At 67.7% G+C, this 15,629-nt stretch carries 16 protein-coding genes; 13 read left to right on the top strand and 3 right to left on the bottom strand.

Going from position 1 to position 15,629, the window contains the following annotated elements; translation table 11 throughout:
• Positions 1-2: 2 nt before the first annotated feature.
• Genes ACIPRS_RS17025 through ACIPRS_RS17000 form a run of 6 tightly spaced genes read left to right on the top strand, consistent with a single transcriptional unit; the run spans position 3 to position 6,901 of the window.
• Positions 3-626: a 2-dehydro-3-deoxy-6-phosphogalactonate aldolase gene (locus tag ACIPRS_RS17025; protein WP_446539400.1), complete on the top strand. Its 624-nt coding sequence runs from the start codon at positions 3-5 to the stop codon at positions 624-626.
• Positions 623-1,774 carry a galactonate dehydratase gene (gene dgoD, locus ACIPRS_RS17020; protein ID WP_337732555.1) on the top strand — a complete coding sequence of 384 codons (1,152 nt, stop codon included), beginning with the start codon at positions 623-625 and terminating at the stop codon, positions 1,772-1,774. The genes ACIPRS_RS17025 and dgoD overlap by 4 nt, the downstream gene beginning before the upstream one ends.
• Entirely contained in the window at positions 1,752-2,678 is a 927-nt protein-coding gene (locus ACIPRS_RS17015) for an SMP-30/gluconolactonase/LRE family protein (protein WP_446539399.1), read from the top strand. The genes dgoD and ACIPRS_RS17015 overlap by 23 nt, the downstream gene beginning before the upstream one ends.
• The gene (locus ACIPRS_RS17010; RefSeq protein WP_446539398.1) at positions 2,675-3,583 is read left to right on the top strand and encodes a 2-dehydro-3-deoxygalactonokinase; all 909 of its coding nucleotides are present in this window, start codon (positions 2,675-2,677) and stop codon (positions 3,581-3,583) included. The genes ACIPRS_RS17015 and ACIPRS_RS17010 overlap by 4 nt, the downstream gene beginning before the upstream one ends.
• Before the next feature lie 11 nt (positions 3,584-3,594).
• Complete coding sequence (locus ACIPRS_RS17005; RefSeq protein WP_446539397.1) at positions 3,595-5,268, top strand: glycoside hydrolase family 43 protein; 1,674 nt, start codon at positions 3,595-3,597, stop codon at positions 5,266-5,268.
• Between the two features lie 22 nt (positions 5,269-5,290).
• Complete coding sequence (locus ACIPRS_RS17000) at positions 5,291-6,901, top strand: family 43 glycosylhydrolase (RefSeq protein ID WP_446539396.1); 1,611 nt, start codon at positions 5,291-5,293, stop codon at positions 6,899-6,901.
• A gap of 6 nt (positions 6,902-6,907) precedes the next feature.
• Here the strand turns inward: ACIPRS_RS17000 and cydX are convergent, their stop codons facing one another.
• Genes cydX through ACIPRS_RS16985 form a run of 3 tightly spaced genes read right to left on the bottom strand, consistent with a single transcriptional unit; the run spans position 6,908 to position 9,784 of the window.
• Complete coding sequence (gene cydX / locus ACIPRS_RS16995) at positions 6,908-7,027, bottom strand: cytochrome bd-I oxidase subunit CydX (protein ID WP_298125812.1); 120 nt, start codon at positions 7,025-7,027, stop codon at positions 6,908-6,910.
• A 9-nt stretch (positions 7,028-7,036) separates the two neighbouring features.
• The gene (gene cydB, locus ACIPRS_RS16990) at positions 7,037-8,185 is read right to left on the bottom strand and encodes a cytochrome d ubiquinol oxidase subunit II (protein WP_446539395.1); all 1,149 of its coding nucleotides are present in this window, start codon (positions 8,183-8,185) and stop codon (positions 7,037-7,039) included.
• Between the two features lie 12 nt (positions 8,186-8,197).
• Positions 8,198-9,784 (bottom strand): cytochrome ubiquinol oxidase subunit I, encoded by a 1,587-nt coding sequence (locus ACIPRS_RS16985; protein WP_446539394.1) that lies wholly within the window; start codon positions 9,782-9,784, stop codon positions 8,198-8,200.
• 208 nt (positions 9,785-9,992) lie between these two features.
• Here ACIPRS_RS16985 and ccoN point away from each other — a divergent pair, with 208 nt between their 5' ends.
• The 7 genes from ccoN to ACIPRS_RS16950 all read left to right on the top strand — a co-directional run bounded on the left by ccoN (position 9,993) and on the right by ACIPRS_RS16950 (position 15,623).
• Positions 9,993-11,432, top strand: coding sequence for a cytochrome-c oxidase, cbb3-type subunit I (gene ccoN, locus ACIPRS_RS16980; RefSeq protein ID WP_192202965.1), 1,440 nt, complete (start codon positions 9,993-9,995; stop codon positions 11,430-11,432).
• Between the two features lie 9 nt (positions 11,433-11,441).
• Positions 11,442-12,062 carry a cytochrome-c oxidase, cbb3-type subunit II gene (gene ccoO, locus ACIPRS_RS16975; RefSeq protein WP_185894374.1) on the top strand — a complete coding sequence of 207 codons (621 nt, stop codon included), beginning with the start codon at positions 11,442-11,444 and terminating at the stop codon, positions 12,060-12,062.
• Between the two features lie 3 nt (positions 12,063-12,065).
• On the top strand, positions 12,066-12,206 hold the full coding sequence (locus ACIPRS_RS16970) for a cbb3-type cytochrome oxidase subunit 3 (RefSeq protein WP_142126089.1): 141 nt from the start codon (positions 12,066-12,068) through the stop codon (positions 12,204-12,206).
• Positions 12,203-13,138, top strand: a complete 936-nt coding sequence (gene ccoP / locus ACIPRS_RS16965) for a cytochrome-c oxidase, cbb3-type subunit III (RefSeq protein WP_446539393.1) — start codon at positions 12,203-12,205, stop codon at positions 13,136-13,138. Before ACIPRS_RS16970 ends, ccoP begins: the two co-directional genes overlap by 4 nt.
• A complete protein-coding gene (locus ACIPRS_RS16960; RefSeq protein ID WP_337732564.1) occupies positions 13,135-13,431 on the top strand; it encodes a hypothetical protein in 297 nt (98 codons plus the stop codon). Before ccoP ends, ACIPRS_RS16960 begins: the two co-directional genes overlap by 4 nt.
• A gap of 78 nt (positions 13,432-13,509) precedes the next feature.
• Positions 13,510-15,105, top strand: coding sequence for a 4Fe-4S dicluster domain-containing protein (locus tag ACIPRS_RS16955; RefSeq protein ID WP_446539392.1), 1,596 nt, complete (start codon positions 13,510-13,512; stop codon positions 15,103-15,105).
• Positions 15,102-15,623: a FixH family protein gene (locus ACIPRS_RS16950; RefSeq protein WP_446539391.1), complete on the top strand. Its 522-nt coding sequence runs from the start codon at positions 15,102-15,104 to the stop codon at positions 15,621-15,623. Before ACIPRS_RS16955 ends, ACIPRS_RS16950 begins: the two co-directional genes overlap by 4 nt.
• Positions 15,624-15,629 lie beyond the last annotated feature (6 nt).

Below are 15,629 nucleotides of genomic sequence, written 5' to 3'. Positions count from 1 at the left end.
GCATGGACAGCCCTCCCCTCCCTTTCGCCCTGCCGCTGATCGCGATCCTGCGCGGCATCACGCCCGCCGAGGTGCCTGCGCATGTCGGCGTGCTGGTGGAGGAAGGCTACGATGCGATCGAGATACCGACCAACTCGCCGGACTGGGAGCACAGCGTACGCATCGCCGTGGATGCCTTCGGCCAGCGCGCGATGATCGGCGCCGGCACCGTGCTGACCCCGGCGTCCGCCGATGCGCTGGTGGCGGCCGGCGGCCGCTTGATGGTGACGCCGAACACGCGTCCGGCGGTCATCCGCCACGCGGTGGAGCACGGCCTGCAGGTGGCGGCCGGCTTCGCCACCGCGAGCGAAGCCTTCGACGCACTCGATGCCGGCGCGCAGATGCTCAAGCTTTTCCCGGCTTCCGTACACGGACCGGCGCTGGTGCGCGCCCTGCGCAGCGTGCTGCCACCCGTCCCCCTATTCGCCGTCGGTGGCGTCACGCCCGACACCCTCTCCGGCTACCTCTCAGCCGGCTGTCAGGGCGCCGGCATCGGCGGCGAACTTTACAAGCCCGGCCAACCGGTCGAGCGCACGCGCGAACACGCGCGGCGTTTCCGGCAGGCCTACCTGGACCACGCCGCATGAAGATCGTCCGCCTCAGCACCTACCATGCCGCACCGCGCTGGCTGTTCCTCAAGGTGGAAACCGACGAAGGCATCACCGGCTGGGGCGAGCCGGTCATCGAAGGTCGCGCGCACGCGGTGGAAGCGGCGGTGCACGAACTGTCCGACTATCTGGTTGGCCAGGATCCGGCGCGCATCAACGACCTCTGGCAGGTGCTGTATCGCGGCGGCTTCTACCGGGGCGGCGCGATCCTGATGAGCGCCATCGCGGGCATCGACCAGGCGCTGTGGGACATCAAGGGCAAGGCGCTTGGCGTGCCCGTGTACCAGTTGCTCGGCGGCCTGGTGCGTGACCGCATGAAGACCTACCGCTGGGTCGGTGGCGACCGTCCTTCCGACATCGTCGCGCAGATGCAGCGGTACCAGTCGCTCGGGTTCGACACGTTCAAGTTCAACGGCACCGAAGAACTGAAGCTGATCGACAGCCCGCGCGCGATCGACGCCGCGGTGGCCAAGGTCGCGGCGATCCGCGAGGCGATGGGCGATCGCGTGGACTTCGGCATCGACTTCCACGGCCGCGTCAGTGCGCCGATGGCGCGCGTGCTGCTGCGCGAACTGGCGCCGTTCAAACCGTTGTTCGTCGAAGAGCCCGTACTGCCCGAACAGTGGGAATACTACCGGCCGCTGTCCGATGCCACCTCCATTCCGCTTGCGGCCGGCGAACGCATGTACTCGCGCGCCGAGTTCAAGCCGGTGCTCGCCGCCGGTGGGCTGGCGATCCTGCAGCCCGACCTGTCGCACGCCGGCGGCATCACCGAGTGCGTGAAGATCGCGGCGATGGCCGAAGCGCACGACGTGGCGCTGGCGCCGCATTGTCCGCTGGGCCCGGTGGCGCTGGCGGCCTGCCTGCAGGTGGACTTCGTGTCGCACAACGCGATGCTCCAGGAGCAGAGCATCGGCATCCACTACAACGCAGGCGCCGACCTGCTGGACTACGTCCTCAACAAGGACGACTTCCGGTGCGATGGCACCGGCAGCATCGCCGCATTGCCAAAACCGGGCCTGGGCGTGGAGATCGACGAAGCCCGCCTGGTCGAAGCGAGCCGGCAGCCGCCGCGCTGGCGCAATCCGCTGTGGCGGCACGCCGATGGCAGCGTGGCCGAGTGGTGACGCCGTGACGACGGCGCTGGCGACCCTGGCCGTCGACAGCCGCTGCGCACTGGGCGAAGGCATCCTGTGGTGCGAACGCCGCCGGGTGCTGTACTGGACCGATATCCTCGCCGCCGAACTGTGGCGGCACGACCCCGCCACCGGCCACACCCACACCTGGTCGCTGCCTGCCCCGCTCGGCTGCCTGGCGCTGGGCGAAGACGGACGCCTGCTGCTGGGCCTGGCCAACGGGTTGTATGCCAGCGACGTGGAAGCGCACCTGGTCGCGCGCGACCTGCCGCTGGCGAAGCTCGTGGACGTCGAAGCGGACGACCCGATGACACGCATCAACGATGGCCGCGCCGACCGGCATGGCGGCTTCGTGTTCGGCACCAAGAGCGAACACGCCGACCTGCGCCCCGCCGGCCGGTTCCATCAGTACACCGCCGCCCACGGCCTGCGCGAGCTCGCGCTGCCGCGCGCCGCCATCCCGAATTCGATCTGCTTCGATGCAAGCGGCACGCGCATGTATTTCTGCGACTCGGTGGCGCCACGCATCCTGCAGTGCCGCTATGACGCGGCGACGGCAACGGTGTCGGACATCGCCGTGTTCGTCGAACTCGACACGCCCGGCGCGGAGCCGGATGGCGCCATCGTGGATGCCGAAGGCGCGCTGTGGAACGCGCAGTGGGGAGCCGGTCGCGTGGTGCGCTACCTGCCCGACGGCCGCACCGACTGCATCGTGGCGGTCCCCGCGCCGCAGCCTTCGTGCTGCGTGCTGCACGACGACACGCTCTACATCACCAGCGCCCGCGTCGGGCTGGATGCCGCCGCACTGGCCGCGCATCCCCTGTCGGGCGGCGTGTTCTCCCATCGCATCGCGCGTCCGCTCGCGCGTGCGGAAGACCGGGTGCGACTGCCATGATCGCCGTCGACTGGGGCACCAGCACGCTGCGCCTGTACCGCATGGCCGACGACGGCCAGGTCCGCGAGCGCCGTCGCAGCGACCACGGCGTGATGGCCTGCGATGGCCGTTTCGGCGACGTGCTGGCGCAGGAGATCGCAGGCTGGGACGACACCGACGTCCTGCTGTGCGGGATGGTCGGCGGTCGCGGCGGCTGGCACGAAATGCCCTACCTGCCGTGCCCCGCCGGCAACCATGCGCTGGCGCTGGGCATGCAGCGCTTCCAGCCTCCGGGCTTCGACGACCGGGCGCTGTGGCTGGTGCCGGGATTGCGCGACAACGATTCCGACACCGTGCCCGACGTGATGCGCGGCGAAGAGACGCAACTGGCGGCATTGCTGGACGTGCTGCCGGGCGGCACGCACCTGGTCTGCCTGCCCGGGACGCACAGCAAATGGGTCACGGTGCGCGACGGCAGGGTGCAGCGGATCGCGACCGCGATGACCGGCGAGCTCTATGCGGTTCTGCGCCAGCACAGCATCCTGGGACGGCTGATGCCCGTCGGCGACGTGCGCTTCGATGGCTATGCGTTCGACGCCGGTCTCAAGCGCAGCGCGGATGCGGGTGGCCTGCTGCACCATCTGTTCGGCGTACGCACCACCGGCCTGTTCCAGCAGTTCGCCGAACCGGCGCTGCCGTCGTACCTGTCCGGCCTGCTGATCGGCCATGAGCTGCGCGCGTCGGGCCTGTTCTCGCATGCGCCGCGTCCCGCACAGGTGCACCTGATCGGCAACGACCGGCTGCTGGGCTCGTACGCACACGCGCTGACCGCGCTGGGCGTCGGTGTGCAGCGACACCCCGAAGACCTGGCCGCGCGCGGCCTGCATGCGCTGTGGTCACGGCGCACGAGTGCCGCCACCACATGAGGAGGCAGACGATGCTGACGCGTTGCGCACTGGTGTTGATGGGCACTCTTTCGATGGCGTCCGCATGGGCGGGTGACGCCGTCTTCCGCGAGGTGCGCTATGCCGGCGACGACGGTGGCCCGCCCGTCGACGCCACGCAGTTCCGCAACCCGGTGGTCGCCGGCTTCTATCCGGACCCGTCCGCCATCCGCGTCGGCGACGACTTCTATCTCGTCACCTCGACCTTCGGCTATTTCCCCGGCCTGCCGGTCTTCCACAGCACCGACCTGGTGTCGTGGACGCAGATCGGCAACGCGATCCATCGCCCGGACCAGATCCACTACGGCGATAAGGAAGAACTGACGCGCGGCCTGTTCGCGGCCACCCTCGCCCACCGCGACGGCACGTTCTACGTGGCCAACACCTGCTTCTACTGCGACCGCGGCAACTTCGTGGTCACGGCCAGGCATCCGGCCGGCCCGTGGTCGGACCCGATCTGGCTCGGGGTGAGCGGCATCGACCCTTCGCTGTTCTTCGATGACGATGGCAGCGCGTGGGTGGTGCACAACGACGTGCCCGATGGAACGCTGCGCTATGACGGCCACCGCGCGGTCTGGCTGCAGCGCTTCGACTTCGACAAGCGCGAACGCGTGGGCGGGCGCATCCTGTTGGTGGATGGCGGCGCGGACCCGTCGACGAATCCCGAGCACGTCGAAGGGCCGCACATCTTCAAGCACGACGGCTGGTACTACCTGACCGCCGCCGAGGGCGGCACCGGCGAGCAGCACGCGCAGATGATCTGGCGCAGCCGCAAGCTGACGGGGCCGTACGAAGCGTTCCCGGGCAATCCGTCGCTGACCCAGCGCGATCTCGACCCGACGCGCATCGATCCGGTGACATCCACCGGCCACGCGCAGTTCGTGCAGCTCAAGGACGGCGCGTGGTGGGCGGTCTTCCTTGCCACGCGTCCGTACCGTGGCAACCAGTACAACCTGGGCCGCGAGACCTTCCTGCTGCCGGTCACGTGGAAGGACGGCTGGCCGGTGATCCTGCCGCGCGGCGAACGCGTGCCGATGGTCGTGAAGCGCCCGGACCTGCCGCGCAATCCGCAGCCGCTGCCGACCAGTGGGCCGATCGCATGGACGGAGCGCTTCGACGCGCCGGCGCTGCCGCTGTCGTGGATGACGCTGCACCCGCCGAGGACGAGGTGGTACACGACCGGTGCACAGGGCCTGGCACTCTCGCCCGGCACGATGCCGCTCGGCGGATTCGGCGCCACCCCCGGCCAACCGTCCTATGTCGCGCACCGCCTTCAGCACCACCATGCCACGCTGGAAACGACGATCGCCTCGTTCGACCCGTCGCCAGGCGAGTTGGCGGGACTCGCCCTGCTGCAGAACGAATACGGTCACTACGTGCTCGGTGTCGAACGCGACGCGCGCGGCCTGGCGGTGTCGCTGTACCGGCGCAGCAGCCGCGATGGCGCGAAGGAAGGCGAACGGGTGGCGCGCATCCCGCTGGATGCGAACGCCATGCCGATCACGCTGCGCTTCCGCCTCGACGGACCGCGCCTGGATGCCGATTACGCGTTGGCTCCAGGCGAGTGGAGGTCCGTCGCCTCCGGCCTGGATGCGAGCCTGCTGAGCGTGGAGACCGCAGGCGGCTTCATCGGCAACACCTTCGGACCCTACGCCGTCCGTCGCTGACCACGCCATCACGGGAGTTCGCATGTCGGGTACCTCGCGTCGCGGGTTGTTCAAGGCTGGGCTCGCGGGACTGGTCGCCTGGCCGCTGTCCTCGCGTGCCAGTGCGGCGGACACATGCGCGGCACCGCTGCCACCGCACGCCACCGGCATCGAGGGCCAGCGCAAGGCCGATCTCGGCGACGGCACCTACCTCAATCCCGTCGTCGCGGGCGACCGCCCCGATCCCACGATCCTCAGGGACGGCGACGTTTACTACATGACGTTCTCGTCGTTCGATGCCTATCCCGGCCTGGTGATCTGGCATTCGACCGACCTGGTCAACTGGGCGCCGCTCGGACCCGCATTGCGCACGCCGGTCGGCACGGTCTGGGCCGTCGATCTCTGCAAGCACGGCGACCGCTATTTCATCTACCTGCCTTCCCTGGCGAAAGGCGGGACGTGGAAGATCCACGTCATCTGGGCCGACGACATCCGTGGCCCCTGGAGCGAACCGGTCGACCTGCACATCGATGGCTGCATCGATCCCGGCCACGCAGTCGGCGAGGACGGTCGGCGGTATCTGTTCGTCAACGGCATCCGCAAGGTGCGGCTCACCGACGATGGCCTGGCGACCGACGGGGCGCTGGAGCATGCGTACAGCCCGTGGCGTTATCCGGACGACTGGATCACCGAGAACTTCGCGCCGGAAGGCCCCAAGCTGACGCGCCGCGGCGACTGGTTCTATCTGGTCACCGCCGTCGGCGGCACCGCCGGCCCGGTGACCGGCCACATGGTGATCGCCGCACGTTCGCGTTCGATCCACGGCCCATGGGAACACTGCCCGCACAATCCGCTGATACGGACCCGGGACGCTTCCGAACCCTGGTGGTCGCGCGGACACGCGACGCTGGTCGAAGGCCCTGCCGGCGACAGCTGGATGGTCTACCACGGGTACGAGAATGGGTACCGCACGCTCGGGCGGCAGACGCTGCTGGAGCCGATCGAGTGGACGGAAGACGGCTGGTTCCATGCGCGTGGCGGGGATCTATCGAAACCGTTGCTTGCTCCACGGGGTGGCAAAGTAGGCATTGCCGGTGTCGCGCTGTCCGATGATTTCTCGACAGACCGGCTCGGCACGCAATGGGCCTTCCACGCGCCGCGGCCTGACGAGATGCAGCGCATCCGCTACGGGACGCAAGCGCTCCGCCTCGCCGGCGCCGGCACTTCGCCTGCCGATGGCAGCCCGCTGGCCTGCATCGTCGGCGACCGCGCCTACCAGGCCGAGGTCACGCTGACCTTGGTGGGCGAAGGCGAAGGTGGCCTGCTGCTGTTCTACAACCCGAAGGCCTTCGTCGGGCTCGGCTTCACGCCCGCCGGGCTGCGCGTGTTCCAGTACGCCGAGGAACAGACCTGGGCGCGACAGTCGATGCCGACACGGCGCGTACGCATCCGCCTGACCCACGACCACCACGTGGTCACCTGGCACCACTCGCACGACGGTGGCCGCACGTGGAAGCGGCTGGACACGCGGATGGAAGTCTCCGGCCTCCACCACAACGTGTTCGGCGGGTTCCTCAGTCTCCGGCTGGCGCTCTACAGCGCCGGCACGGGCGCAGTCGAGTTCAGCGACTTCCGCTACCGCGCGCTCGCCTGAGGCGCGTCACGTCGCGTCGCCGGCCGCGTTGGCGCGATCGTTCTCGCGCATCTCGTACCACATGCCATTGAGGATGGCGAAGCTGGCCGCGAGGCTGACGCCGAGTATCCAGGAGAAGTACCACATGGTCGTTCCTCAGTAGGCGTTGTGGTTCTGTTCCAGGCTTTCAGGACTCACCTTGCCGCGCAGCACGCGGTACACCCAGGCGGTGTACAGGAGGACCAGGGGCAGGAACACGCAGGTGGCCACCAGCATCACGAACAGCGTGAGGTGGCTGGAAGACGCATCCCACACTGTCAGGCTCGACGCGGGATGGGTGGAGGACGGCAGCAGGAACGGGAACACCGCCAGGCCTTCGGTCAGGATGATGCCGGCGATGGCGAGCGCCGAGGCGAGGAACGCCGCCATGCCGCGGCCCGCGCGCAACAGCAGCGCGGCGGCCAGCGCGCCCGTGACGCCCAGCACGGGGAAGATCCAGGTCCACGGCATGGCCTGGTAGTTCGCCATCCAGCCGCCGCGCGCGCTGGTCACCTGCTTGAACAGCGGATTGGACGCGGCATCGGTCACGGCGGCCCCGACCACGGCGTAACCGTCCACGCCCTTCGCCACCCACACGCCGGCCAGCACGAACAACACCGCCGTCGCCACCGCCGCCAGCGATCCGAGGCGCCGCGCACGCAGCGCCACCGGCCCGTCGGTCTTGAGCACCAGCATGCTGGCGCCATGGGCCACCAGCATGGCGACGCTGACCAGGCCGCACAGCACCGCGAACGGCGACAGCAGCGCGAAGAAGCCGCCGCTGTAATGGATGCGCAGCGTGTCGTCGAAATGGAAGGGCACGCCCAGCAGCACGTTGCCCATCGCCACGCCGAACACCAGCGCGGGCACGAAGCCGCCGACGAACAGCGCCCAGTCCCACACCGCCCGCCAGCGCGCGTCTTCGACTTTGCTGCGGAACTTGAAGCCGACCGGCCGCAGGATCAGTGCGAACAGGATCAGGAACATCGCCAGGTAGAAGCCCGAGAAGCTGACTGCATACAGCGCCGGGAATGCCGCGAAGATCGCGCCACCGCCCAGGATCAGCCACACCTGGTTGCCTTCCCACACCGGGCCCACCACGTTCAGCACCAACCGGCGCTCGGCATCGGTACGCGCCACCGCCGGCAACAGCGTGCCGATGCCCAGGTCGAAGCCGTCCATCACGGCGAAGCCGATCAGCAGGATGCCCAGCAGCAACCACCAGATCAGGCGCAGGGTCGCGTAGTCGAGGGGAATCGTGTCCATGTCGTCCTCCTGTCAGGCCACGGTCGTGGACGCGGGTGCCAGCGGCGTGCCTGCCTGGTCGGGTCGCCGTTCGCCGCCGGGCACGTCATCCGGGCCTTTCAGGATCACCTTGCGCAACAGGTACACGTCGATGACCGCCAGCGTGGTGTAGACCAGCACGAAACCGGTGAGCGAGATGACGACCTGGTGCAGTTGCAGTCCCGAGGCGGCCATGAACGTCGGCAGCACGCCATCGATGGCCCACGGCTGCCGTCCGTATTCGGCGATCAGCCAGCCGGCTTCGATCGCCAGCCAGGGCAGCGGCAGGCTGTAGAGCGCCAGCTTCAGGAACCACGGGTACTTGTCGAGCTTCTGCACCGTCGCCAGCCAGAACGCCAGCGCGAAGAACGCGATGAAGTAGAAACCGATGCCCGCCATTAGGCGGAAACTCCAGAACAGCGGCGCCACGCGCGGGATGGTGTCGGCGGCGGCGCGCGTGATCTCCGCGTCAGTGGCGCTGCCGATATCCTCGCGGTAGCGCTTCAGCAGCAGCGCATAGCCCATGTCGCGCCAGTGCTGGTCGAACACCGCCTTCGCCTGCACATCCTCGCGATTGGCGCGCAGCTGCTGCAGCGCCGCGTAGGCCAGTTGTCCGTTGCGGATGCGGCCCTCGGCGCGTTCGACCAGCTCCCCGATGCCCGGAATTTCGGTATTGAACGAGCGCGTGCCGATCAGGCCCATCACCCACGGGATGTGCACGGCATAACGGTTGGCGCGCGCCTCCTGGTCGGGAATCGCGAAAGCAGTGAATCCCGCCGGCGCCGGCTCGGTCTCCCACATCGCCTCGATGGCCGCCAGCTTCATCTTCTGGTTCTCGCCGGCCACGTAACCGCTCTCGTCGCCCAGCACCACCACCGACAGGGCCGCGGCCAGGCCGAAGCTGGCCGCCACCGCCATCGAGCGCTTGGCCAGGTCCGCATGGCGTCCCCGCAACAGGTAGAACGCGCTGATCGACATCACGAACACCGCGCCCAGCACGTACCCCGCGCTGACGGTGTGCACGAACTTCGCCTGCGCCACCGGGTTGAACAGCACCGCCGCGAAGTCGGTGACTTCCATCCGCATGGTGACGGGATTGAATTCGGCGCCCACCGGGTACTGCATCCAGCCGTTGGCGATCAGGATCCACAGCGCCGAGAAGTTGGTGCCCAGCGCCACCAGCCAGGTCACCATCAGGTGCTTCACGCGCGACAGTTTGTCCCAGCCGAAGAAGAACAGGCCGATGAAGGTCGCTTCCAGGAAGAACGCCATCAGCCCTTCGATGGCCAGCGGCGCGCCGAAGATGTCGCCCACGTAGTGGCTGTAGTAGGACCAGTTCATGCCGAACTGGAACTCCATCACGATGCCGGTGGCCACGCCCATGGCGAAGTTGATGCCGAACAGCGTGCCCCAGAACATCGTCATCCGGCGCCAGATGTCGCGCCCGGTCATCACGTAGACGCTCTCCATGATCGCGATCATGAAGGACAGCCCCAGCGTCAGCGGCACGAACAGGAAGTGGTACATCGCCGTCAGCGCGAATTGCAGACGGGACAGTTCGACGACGGTCATGTCCGGCATGGCGATGCGGCTCCCGGGTGTCCGTGGTGGATTCTAGACGCCGCCTGTCGCGAACGGGGGCGACCATCTGTCGCACCCCCCTTCGCGCGGCCCTGCGGCATCCTGCGCGCCCCGCAGCCGACCGGCTGTCGGGAAGGGGTTGATCCTGATCAATGCGGCCCGGCTGAATGGGCCCGAGAATCCACCGTACCAGAATAGGAGAGGCCGCATGCAAGGCGTCCAGGGGACTTACAACGACAAGGTGGTGCGCCAGTTCACGGTGATGACCGTGGTCTGGGGCATCGTGGGGATGCTGGTGGGGGTGCTGATCGCGGCCCAGCTGTACTGGCCGGCGCTGAATTTCGATCTGCCGTGGCTGAGCTACGGACGCCTGCGCCCGCTGCACACCAACGCGGTGATCTTCGCGTTCGGTGGCTGCGCCCTGTTCGCCACCAGCCTGCATGTGGTGCAGCGGACCAGCCACGTGCGGCTGCTCTCCGACAAGCTGGCCGCGTTCGTGTTCTGGGGCTGGCAGCTGGTCATCGTGGCCGCCGCCGTCTCGCTGCCGCTGGGCCTGACCCAGGGCAAGGAGTACGCCGAGCTGATCTGGCCGATCGACGTGCTGATCGCGGTGGTCTGGGTGTCCTACGCCGTGCTGTTCTTCGGCACCATCGCCAAGCGCGCGGTCAAGCACATCTACGTGGCCAACTGGTTCTTCGGCGCCTACATCATCGCGGTGGCGCTGCTGCACATCGTCAACAGCCTGGCGCTGCCCAGCGGCCTGCTGCACTCCTATCCGGTGTACAGCGGCGCGGTCGATGCGATGGTGCAGTGGTGGTACGGCCACAACGCGGTGGGCTTCTTCCTGACCGCCGGCTTCCTGGGAATGATGTACTACTTCGTGCCGAAGCAGGCCGGCCGCCCGGTCTACTCGTACCGCCTGTCGATCGTGCACTTCTGGGCGCTGATCGCCATCTACATGTGGGCCGGTCCGCACCACCTCCACTACACCGCGCTGCCGGACTGGGCGCAGAGCCTGGGCATGGTGTTCTCGCTGATCCTGCTGGCGCCCAGCTGGGGCGGCGCCATCAACGGCGTGATGACGCTGTCGGGCGTGTGGCACAAGCTGCGCACCGACCCGATCCTGAAGTTCCTGATCGTCTCGCTCTCGTTCTACATGATGTCGACCTTCGAAGGTCCGATGATGTCGATCAAGACGGTCAATTCGCTGAGCCACTACACCGACTGGACCATCGGGCACGTGCATGCCGGTGCCCTGGGCTGGGTGGCGATGATCACCATCGGCTCGGTGTACGCGATGCTGCCCAAGCTGCTGGGCCGCGAACAGATGTTCTCCATCAAGGCCATCGACACGCACTTCTGGCTGCACACGCTGGGCGTGGTGTTCTACATCGCCTCGATGTGGATCGCCGGCGTGATGCAGGGCCTGATGTGGCGCGCCACCAACGCCGACGGCACGCTGACCTACAGCTTCGTCGAAGCGCTGAACGCCACGTATCCCTACTACCTGGTCCGCCTGGGCGGCGGCCTGCTGGTATTCGTCGGCATGCTGCTGATGGCCTGGAACACCTGGAAGACCTTCCAGGCGGCCAGGTCCACTGCACCGCAGCCGATCCTGCCGCCCGATGCCAGCCAAGCGCGCGCCTGAGGAACCGACATGAGCAACGGAAATTCACACGAGAAAGTCGAGAAGAACGTCGGCCTGATGGCGGTGCTGATCGCGGTGGCGGTGTCGTTCGGCGGCCTGGCCGAGATCGTCCCGCTGATGTTCCAGGCCGAGGCGATCAAGCCGCTGGAAGGCGTCAAGCCCTACCCGGCGCTGCAACTGGCCGGCCGCGACATCTACATCCGCGAGGGTTGCTACAACTGCCACTCGCAGATGGTGCGCACGCTGCGCTTCGAATCCGAGCGCTACGGCCACTATTCGCTGGCCGGCGAATCGGTCTACGACCGCCCGTTCCAGTGGGGCAGCAAGCGCACCGGGCCCGACCTGGCCCGGGTGGGCGGTCGCTATTCCGACGACTGGCACCGCGTGCACCTGATCAACCCGCGCGACGTGGTGCCGGAATCGAACATGCCGTCCTTCCCCTGGCTGGAGAACGCCAAGGTGGACGGCGCCGAAGTCGCCCAGCGCATGAAGACGCTGCAGCGCATCGGCGATCCGTATACCGACGAGGAAATCAACAGTGCCGCCACCGACGTGGAAGGCAGGACAGAACTGGACGCCGTGGTCGCCTACCTGCAAGGGCTGGGCAAGGCCGCGCCGAGGGGAGGCTGAGCCATGGTATCGGGGATCGTGACCGGGGCACTGATCGTGCTGTTCATCGCCGGCTGGGTGTGGGCGTGGAGCCCGCGCCGCAAGGCGGATTTCGAGGATGCGGCACGCATGCCGCTGGGTGAGGAAGGGGAGAACAACCCATGAGCGCAGGCTGGATCGGATTCATCGTCGCGCTGGTCGTACTGAACATCCTGGGCTGCGTGTGGCTGCTGTGGTGGACCGGCCGCCGCCGGCCCGGCGACCCCGCACCGGAAGACACCTCGCACGTGTGGGACGGCGACCTGACCGAGTACAACAAGCCGCTGCCGAAGTGGTGGATCAACCTGTTCTACCTCACCATTTTCTTCAGCATCGGCTACATCGCATGGTACGGCGGCCTGGGCGTGATTCCCGGCTATGCGAAGTGGTCCTCCACAGGCGAGCACGACCAGGTCAAGGCCGTGCAGGACAAGAAGCTGGAAGCGACGTTCGCACCATTCGCCAACCAGCCCATCGACCAGCTGGCCAAGGATCCGAAGGCGCTGGCGCTGGGACAGTCCATCTTCAACAACACCTGCGCCACCTGCCATGGTTCCACCGGCCAGGGCGCGATCGGATATCCCAATCTCAGCGACGACATCTGGCATTGGGGCGGCACGCCCGACCTGGTGCTGCAGACGGTGCTGGATGGCCGCGAAGGCGTGATGCCGGAATGGGGCACCGCGCTGACCAACATGGGCGGCGACAACGCGGTCGACTACGTCATCGCCTACGTCAACGTGCTGAACAACCCGCAGGACGGCATGAAGAACAACTTCATGGCTGCCCAGGGCAAGCCGCTGTACGATGGCCTCTGCGTGGCCTGCCACGGCGTGGACGGCAAGGGCAACCAGGAACTGGGCGCCCCCGACCTCACCGACGATTACTGGCTGTACGGCAACAGCAAGGAGAGCATGCGCACGACCATCAACAAGGGCCGTCATGGCGTGATGCCCGCCCACCGCGAACTGCTGGGCGAGACACGTGCCCGCCTGGTCGCCTCGTATGTCTGGTCGCTCTCGCACAAGCAGGGCCAGGCGACCGCCGGCGCGAAATGACGGATTTCACCGAGCCCCGCCTCGACCATCCGCCCCGACCGCTCGCACAGCGCATCGGGGCGGTGCTGTGGCCCAGCTTCTTCGCCGCCGGCGTGGCGACGATGGTGTTCTTCGCCTTCGTCGACCCGCTGACGCTGCGCGACATGACCTTTCCCGACCTGGCGATCAGCCGCGAACTCGGCTACACGCTGGGTTTCTTCATGTTCTGGCTGGCGACGTCGGCCAGCAGCCTGTTCACCTGGATCCTGCTGCGTCCGGCCAGCCGCTTCAACCGCGCGCTGCCGCCGGACTGAGCGCGGCCTGCGACAAACCGTCGCTCCCTCGCGTGCCGATGCGGCGCGAGCATGACGCCAGCCAAGACAGAGTCGCCCATGTCCACGCCAGCACCTCCTCCCTCTCCCGCCCCTGACACCGCCAAGCGGCGCATTCCGCTGGACGTGGTGGATGCGCAGGGCAACTCGTTCTACGTGAGCGAGCGCAAGGTGTATCCGCGCGATGTGGCGGGCACGCTCAACCGCCTGCGCGTGGCGGCGGTGTGGTGGCTGCTGGGCATGTACTACGTGTTCCCGTGGCTGAAGTGGGACGACCGCCAGGCCGTGCTGTTCGACCTGCCCGCGCGCAAGTTCTACGTGTTCGGGCTGGTGTTCTGGCCGCAGGATTTCCTGCTGCTGGCGGTGCTTCTGATCATCGCGGCGATGGCGCTGTTCTTCTTCACCGCGCTGGCGGGCCGCCTGTGGTGCGGCTATGCGTGTCCGCAGACGGTGTGGACGGAAGTGTTCCTGTGGATGGAGCGCTGGACCGAAGGCGACCGCAGCGCGCGCATCAAGCTGGATGCCGCGCCCTGGAGCGCCAACAAGGTGATGCGCAAGGGCGGCAAGCACGTGCTGTGGGCGGTGTTCGCGCTATGGACGGGCTTCACCTTCGTCGGTTTCTTCACGCCCATCCTCGATCTCGGCGCGCGCCTGTGGCCCTTCGCCTGGGGTGGCTGGGAGACGTTCTGGGTGTTCTTCTACGCGCTGGCCACGTGGGGCTTCGCCGGCTTCCTGCGCGAGCAGGTCTGCAAGTACATGTGTCCGTACGCGCGCTTCCAGAGCGCGATGTTCGACCGCAACACCCTGATCATCGCCTACGACCCGATGCGCGGCGAGCCGCGCGGTCCGCGCAAGCGCGGCCTGGGCAGCGTGCTGGAACGTGCGCGCGGCCTGCTCGACCAGGTCACCGCCTACGATTACGTGGTGCGTGCCAACGCACATCCCAGCGCCGCCGACCAGCGCCTCGGCGCGCACGGCACCATCACCTTCGCCGGTGCCGGCGCGGTGATCGAGCCGCTACCGAAATTCGTCCCCGACCAACTGGGCGACTGCATCGACTGCACGATCTGCGTGCAGGTCTGCCCCACCGGCATCGATATCCGAAACGGCCTGCAGTACGAGTGCATCGCCTGCGGCGCGTGCATCGACGCCTGCGACGACGTGATGGACAAGATGGGCTACCCGAAGGGCCTGATCCGCTACACCACGCAGAACGCCATCGACGGCAAACCGTCGAAGGTGCTGCGACCGCGCATCTTCGTCTACGGCACCATCCTGCTGGCGCTGGTTGCGGCGTGGGGCTGGGGCGTGTTCAACCGCGACGTGCTGATCGCGGAAGTGCTGCGCGACCGCAACGCGCTGTACCGCGAAGTGGCCGGCGACCAGGTCGAAAACAGCTACACGCTCAAACTGGTGAACAAGGACCAGCAATCGCACCGCTACCGCGTGACACTGGCGTCCGGCCAGCCCGGCATCCGCCTGCGCGACGGCGAACTGATGGTGCAGGCAGCGCCCGAGGAAGTGCTGTCGCTGCCCGTCACCGCCACCGCCCCTGCCACCCTGCACGGCCGCCATGCCGTGACGTTCACTGTCCGCGATGTCGATACCGGCACCGGGAAGACCGTGGAAAGCAGCTATTTCGGACCCATGCAATGACCACGAAGCCCGATCCCTCCGCCGCCGTCGCGCGCCCGTTCTGGAAAGAGCCGATGGTGTGGCTGGTCTGGGGCCTGCCGCTGGCATCGGTCATCGCCGGCCTCTGGCTGGTGGTGGTCGCCGTGCGGGCGGGAGGAGCGGATTCCGTCACCGACAAGGTGCAGCGGGTGTCGCAGATCCAGACCGCCGACCTGGGCCCCGACGACAATGCCGCGCAGCGCAAGCTCAGCGCGATCGTGCAGGTCCGCACGGATCACGTGGAGATGATCGCCGTCACCGGCGATTTCGCGGGCACGTCCCCGCTGGTGCTGACGCTCGCCCATCCGACCGAAGCCGCGAAGGACGTCGTCCTGACCCTGGCACGCGACACGGCCGGCTGGACCGCGCCCGCGGAAATCGAAACCACCCATGACTGGAACATCCAGCTCGCGCCGCAGGACGGCGCATGGCGTATCCGGGGACGCCTGCAGAAAGACACCCAGGCCGTGCGACTGGCCCCCTCGCACGGGAGCGGCTGAGCGCCC

This window comes from Pseudoxanthomonas sp. LARHCG66 (genome assembly GCF_052871755.1).
Note: the sequence above shows the minus strand (reverse complement) of the source record. Positions and strands in the feature narration are given on the sequence as shown.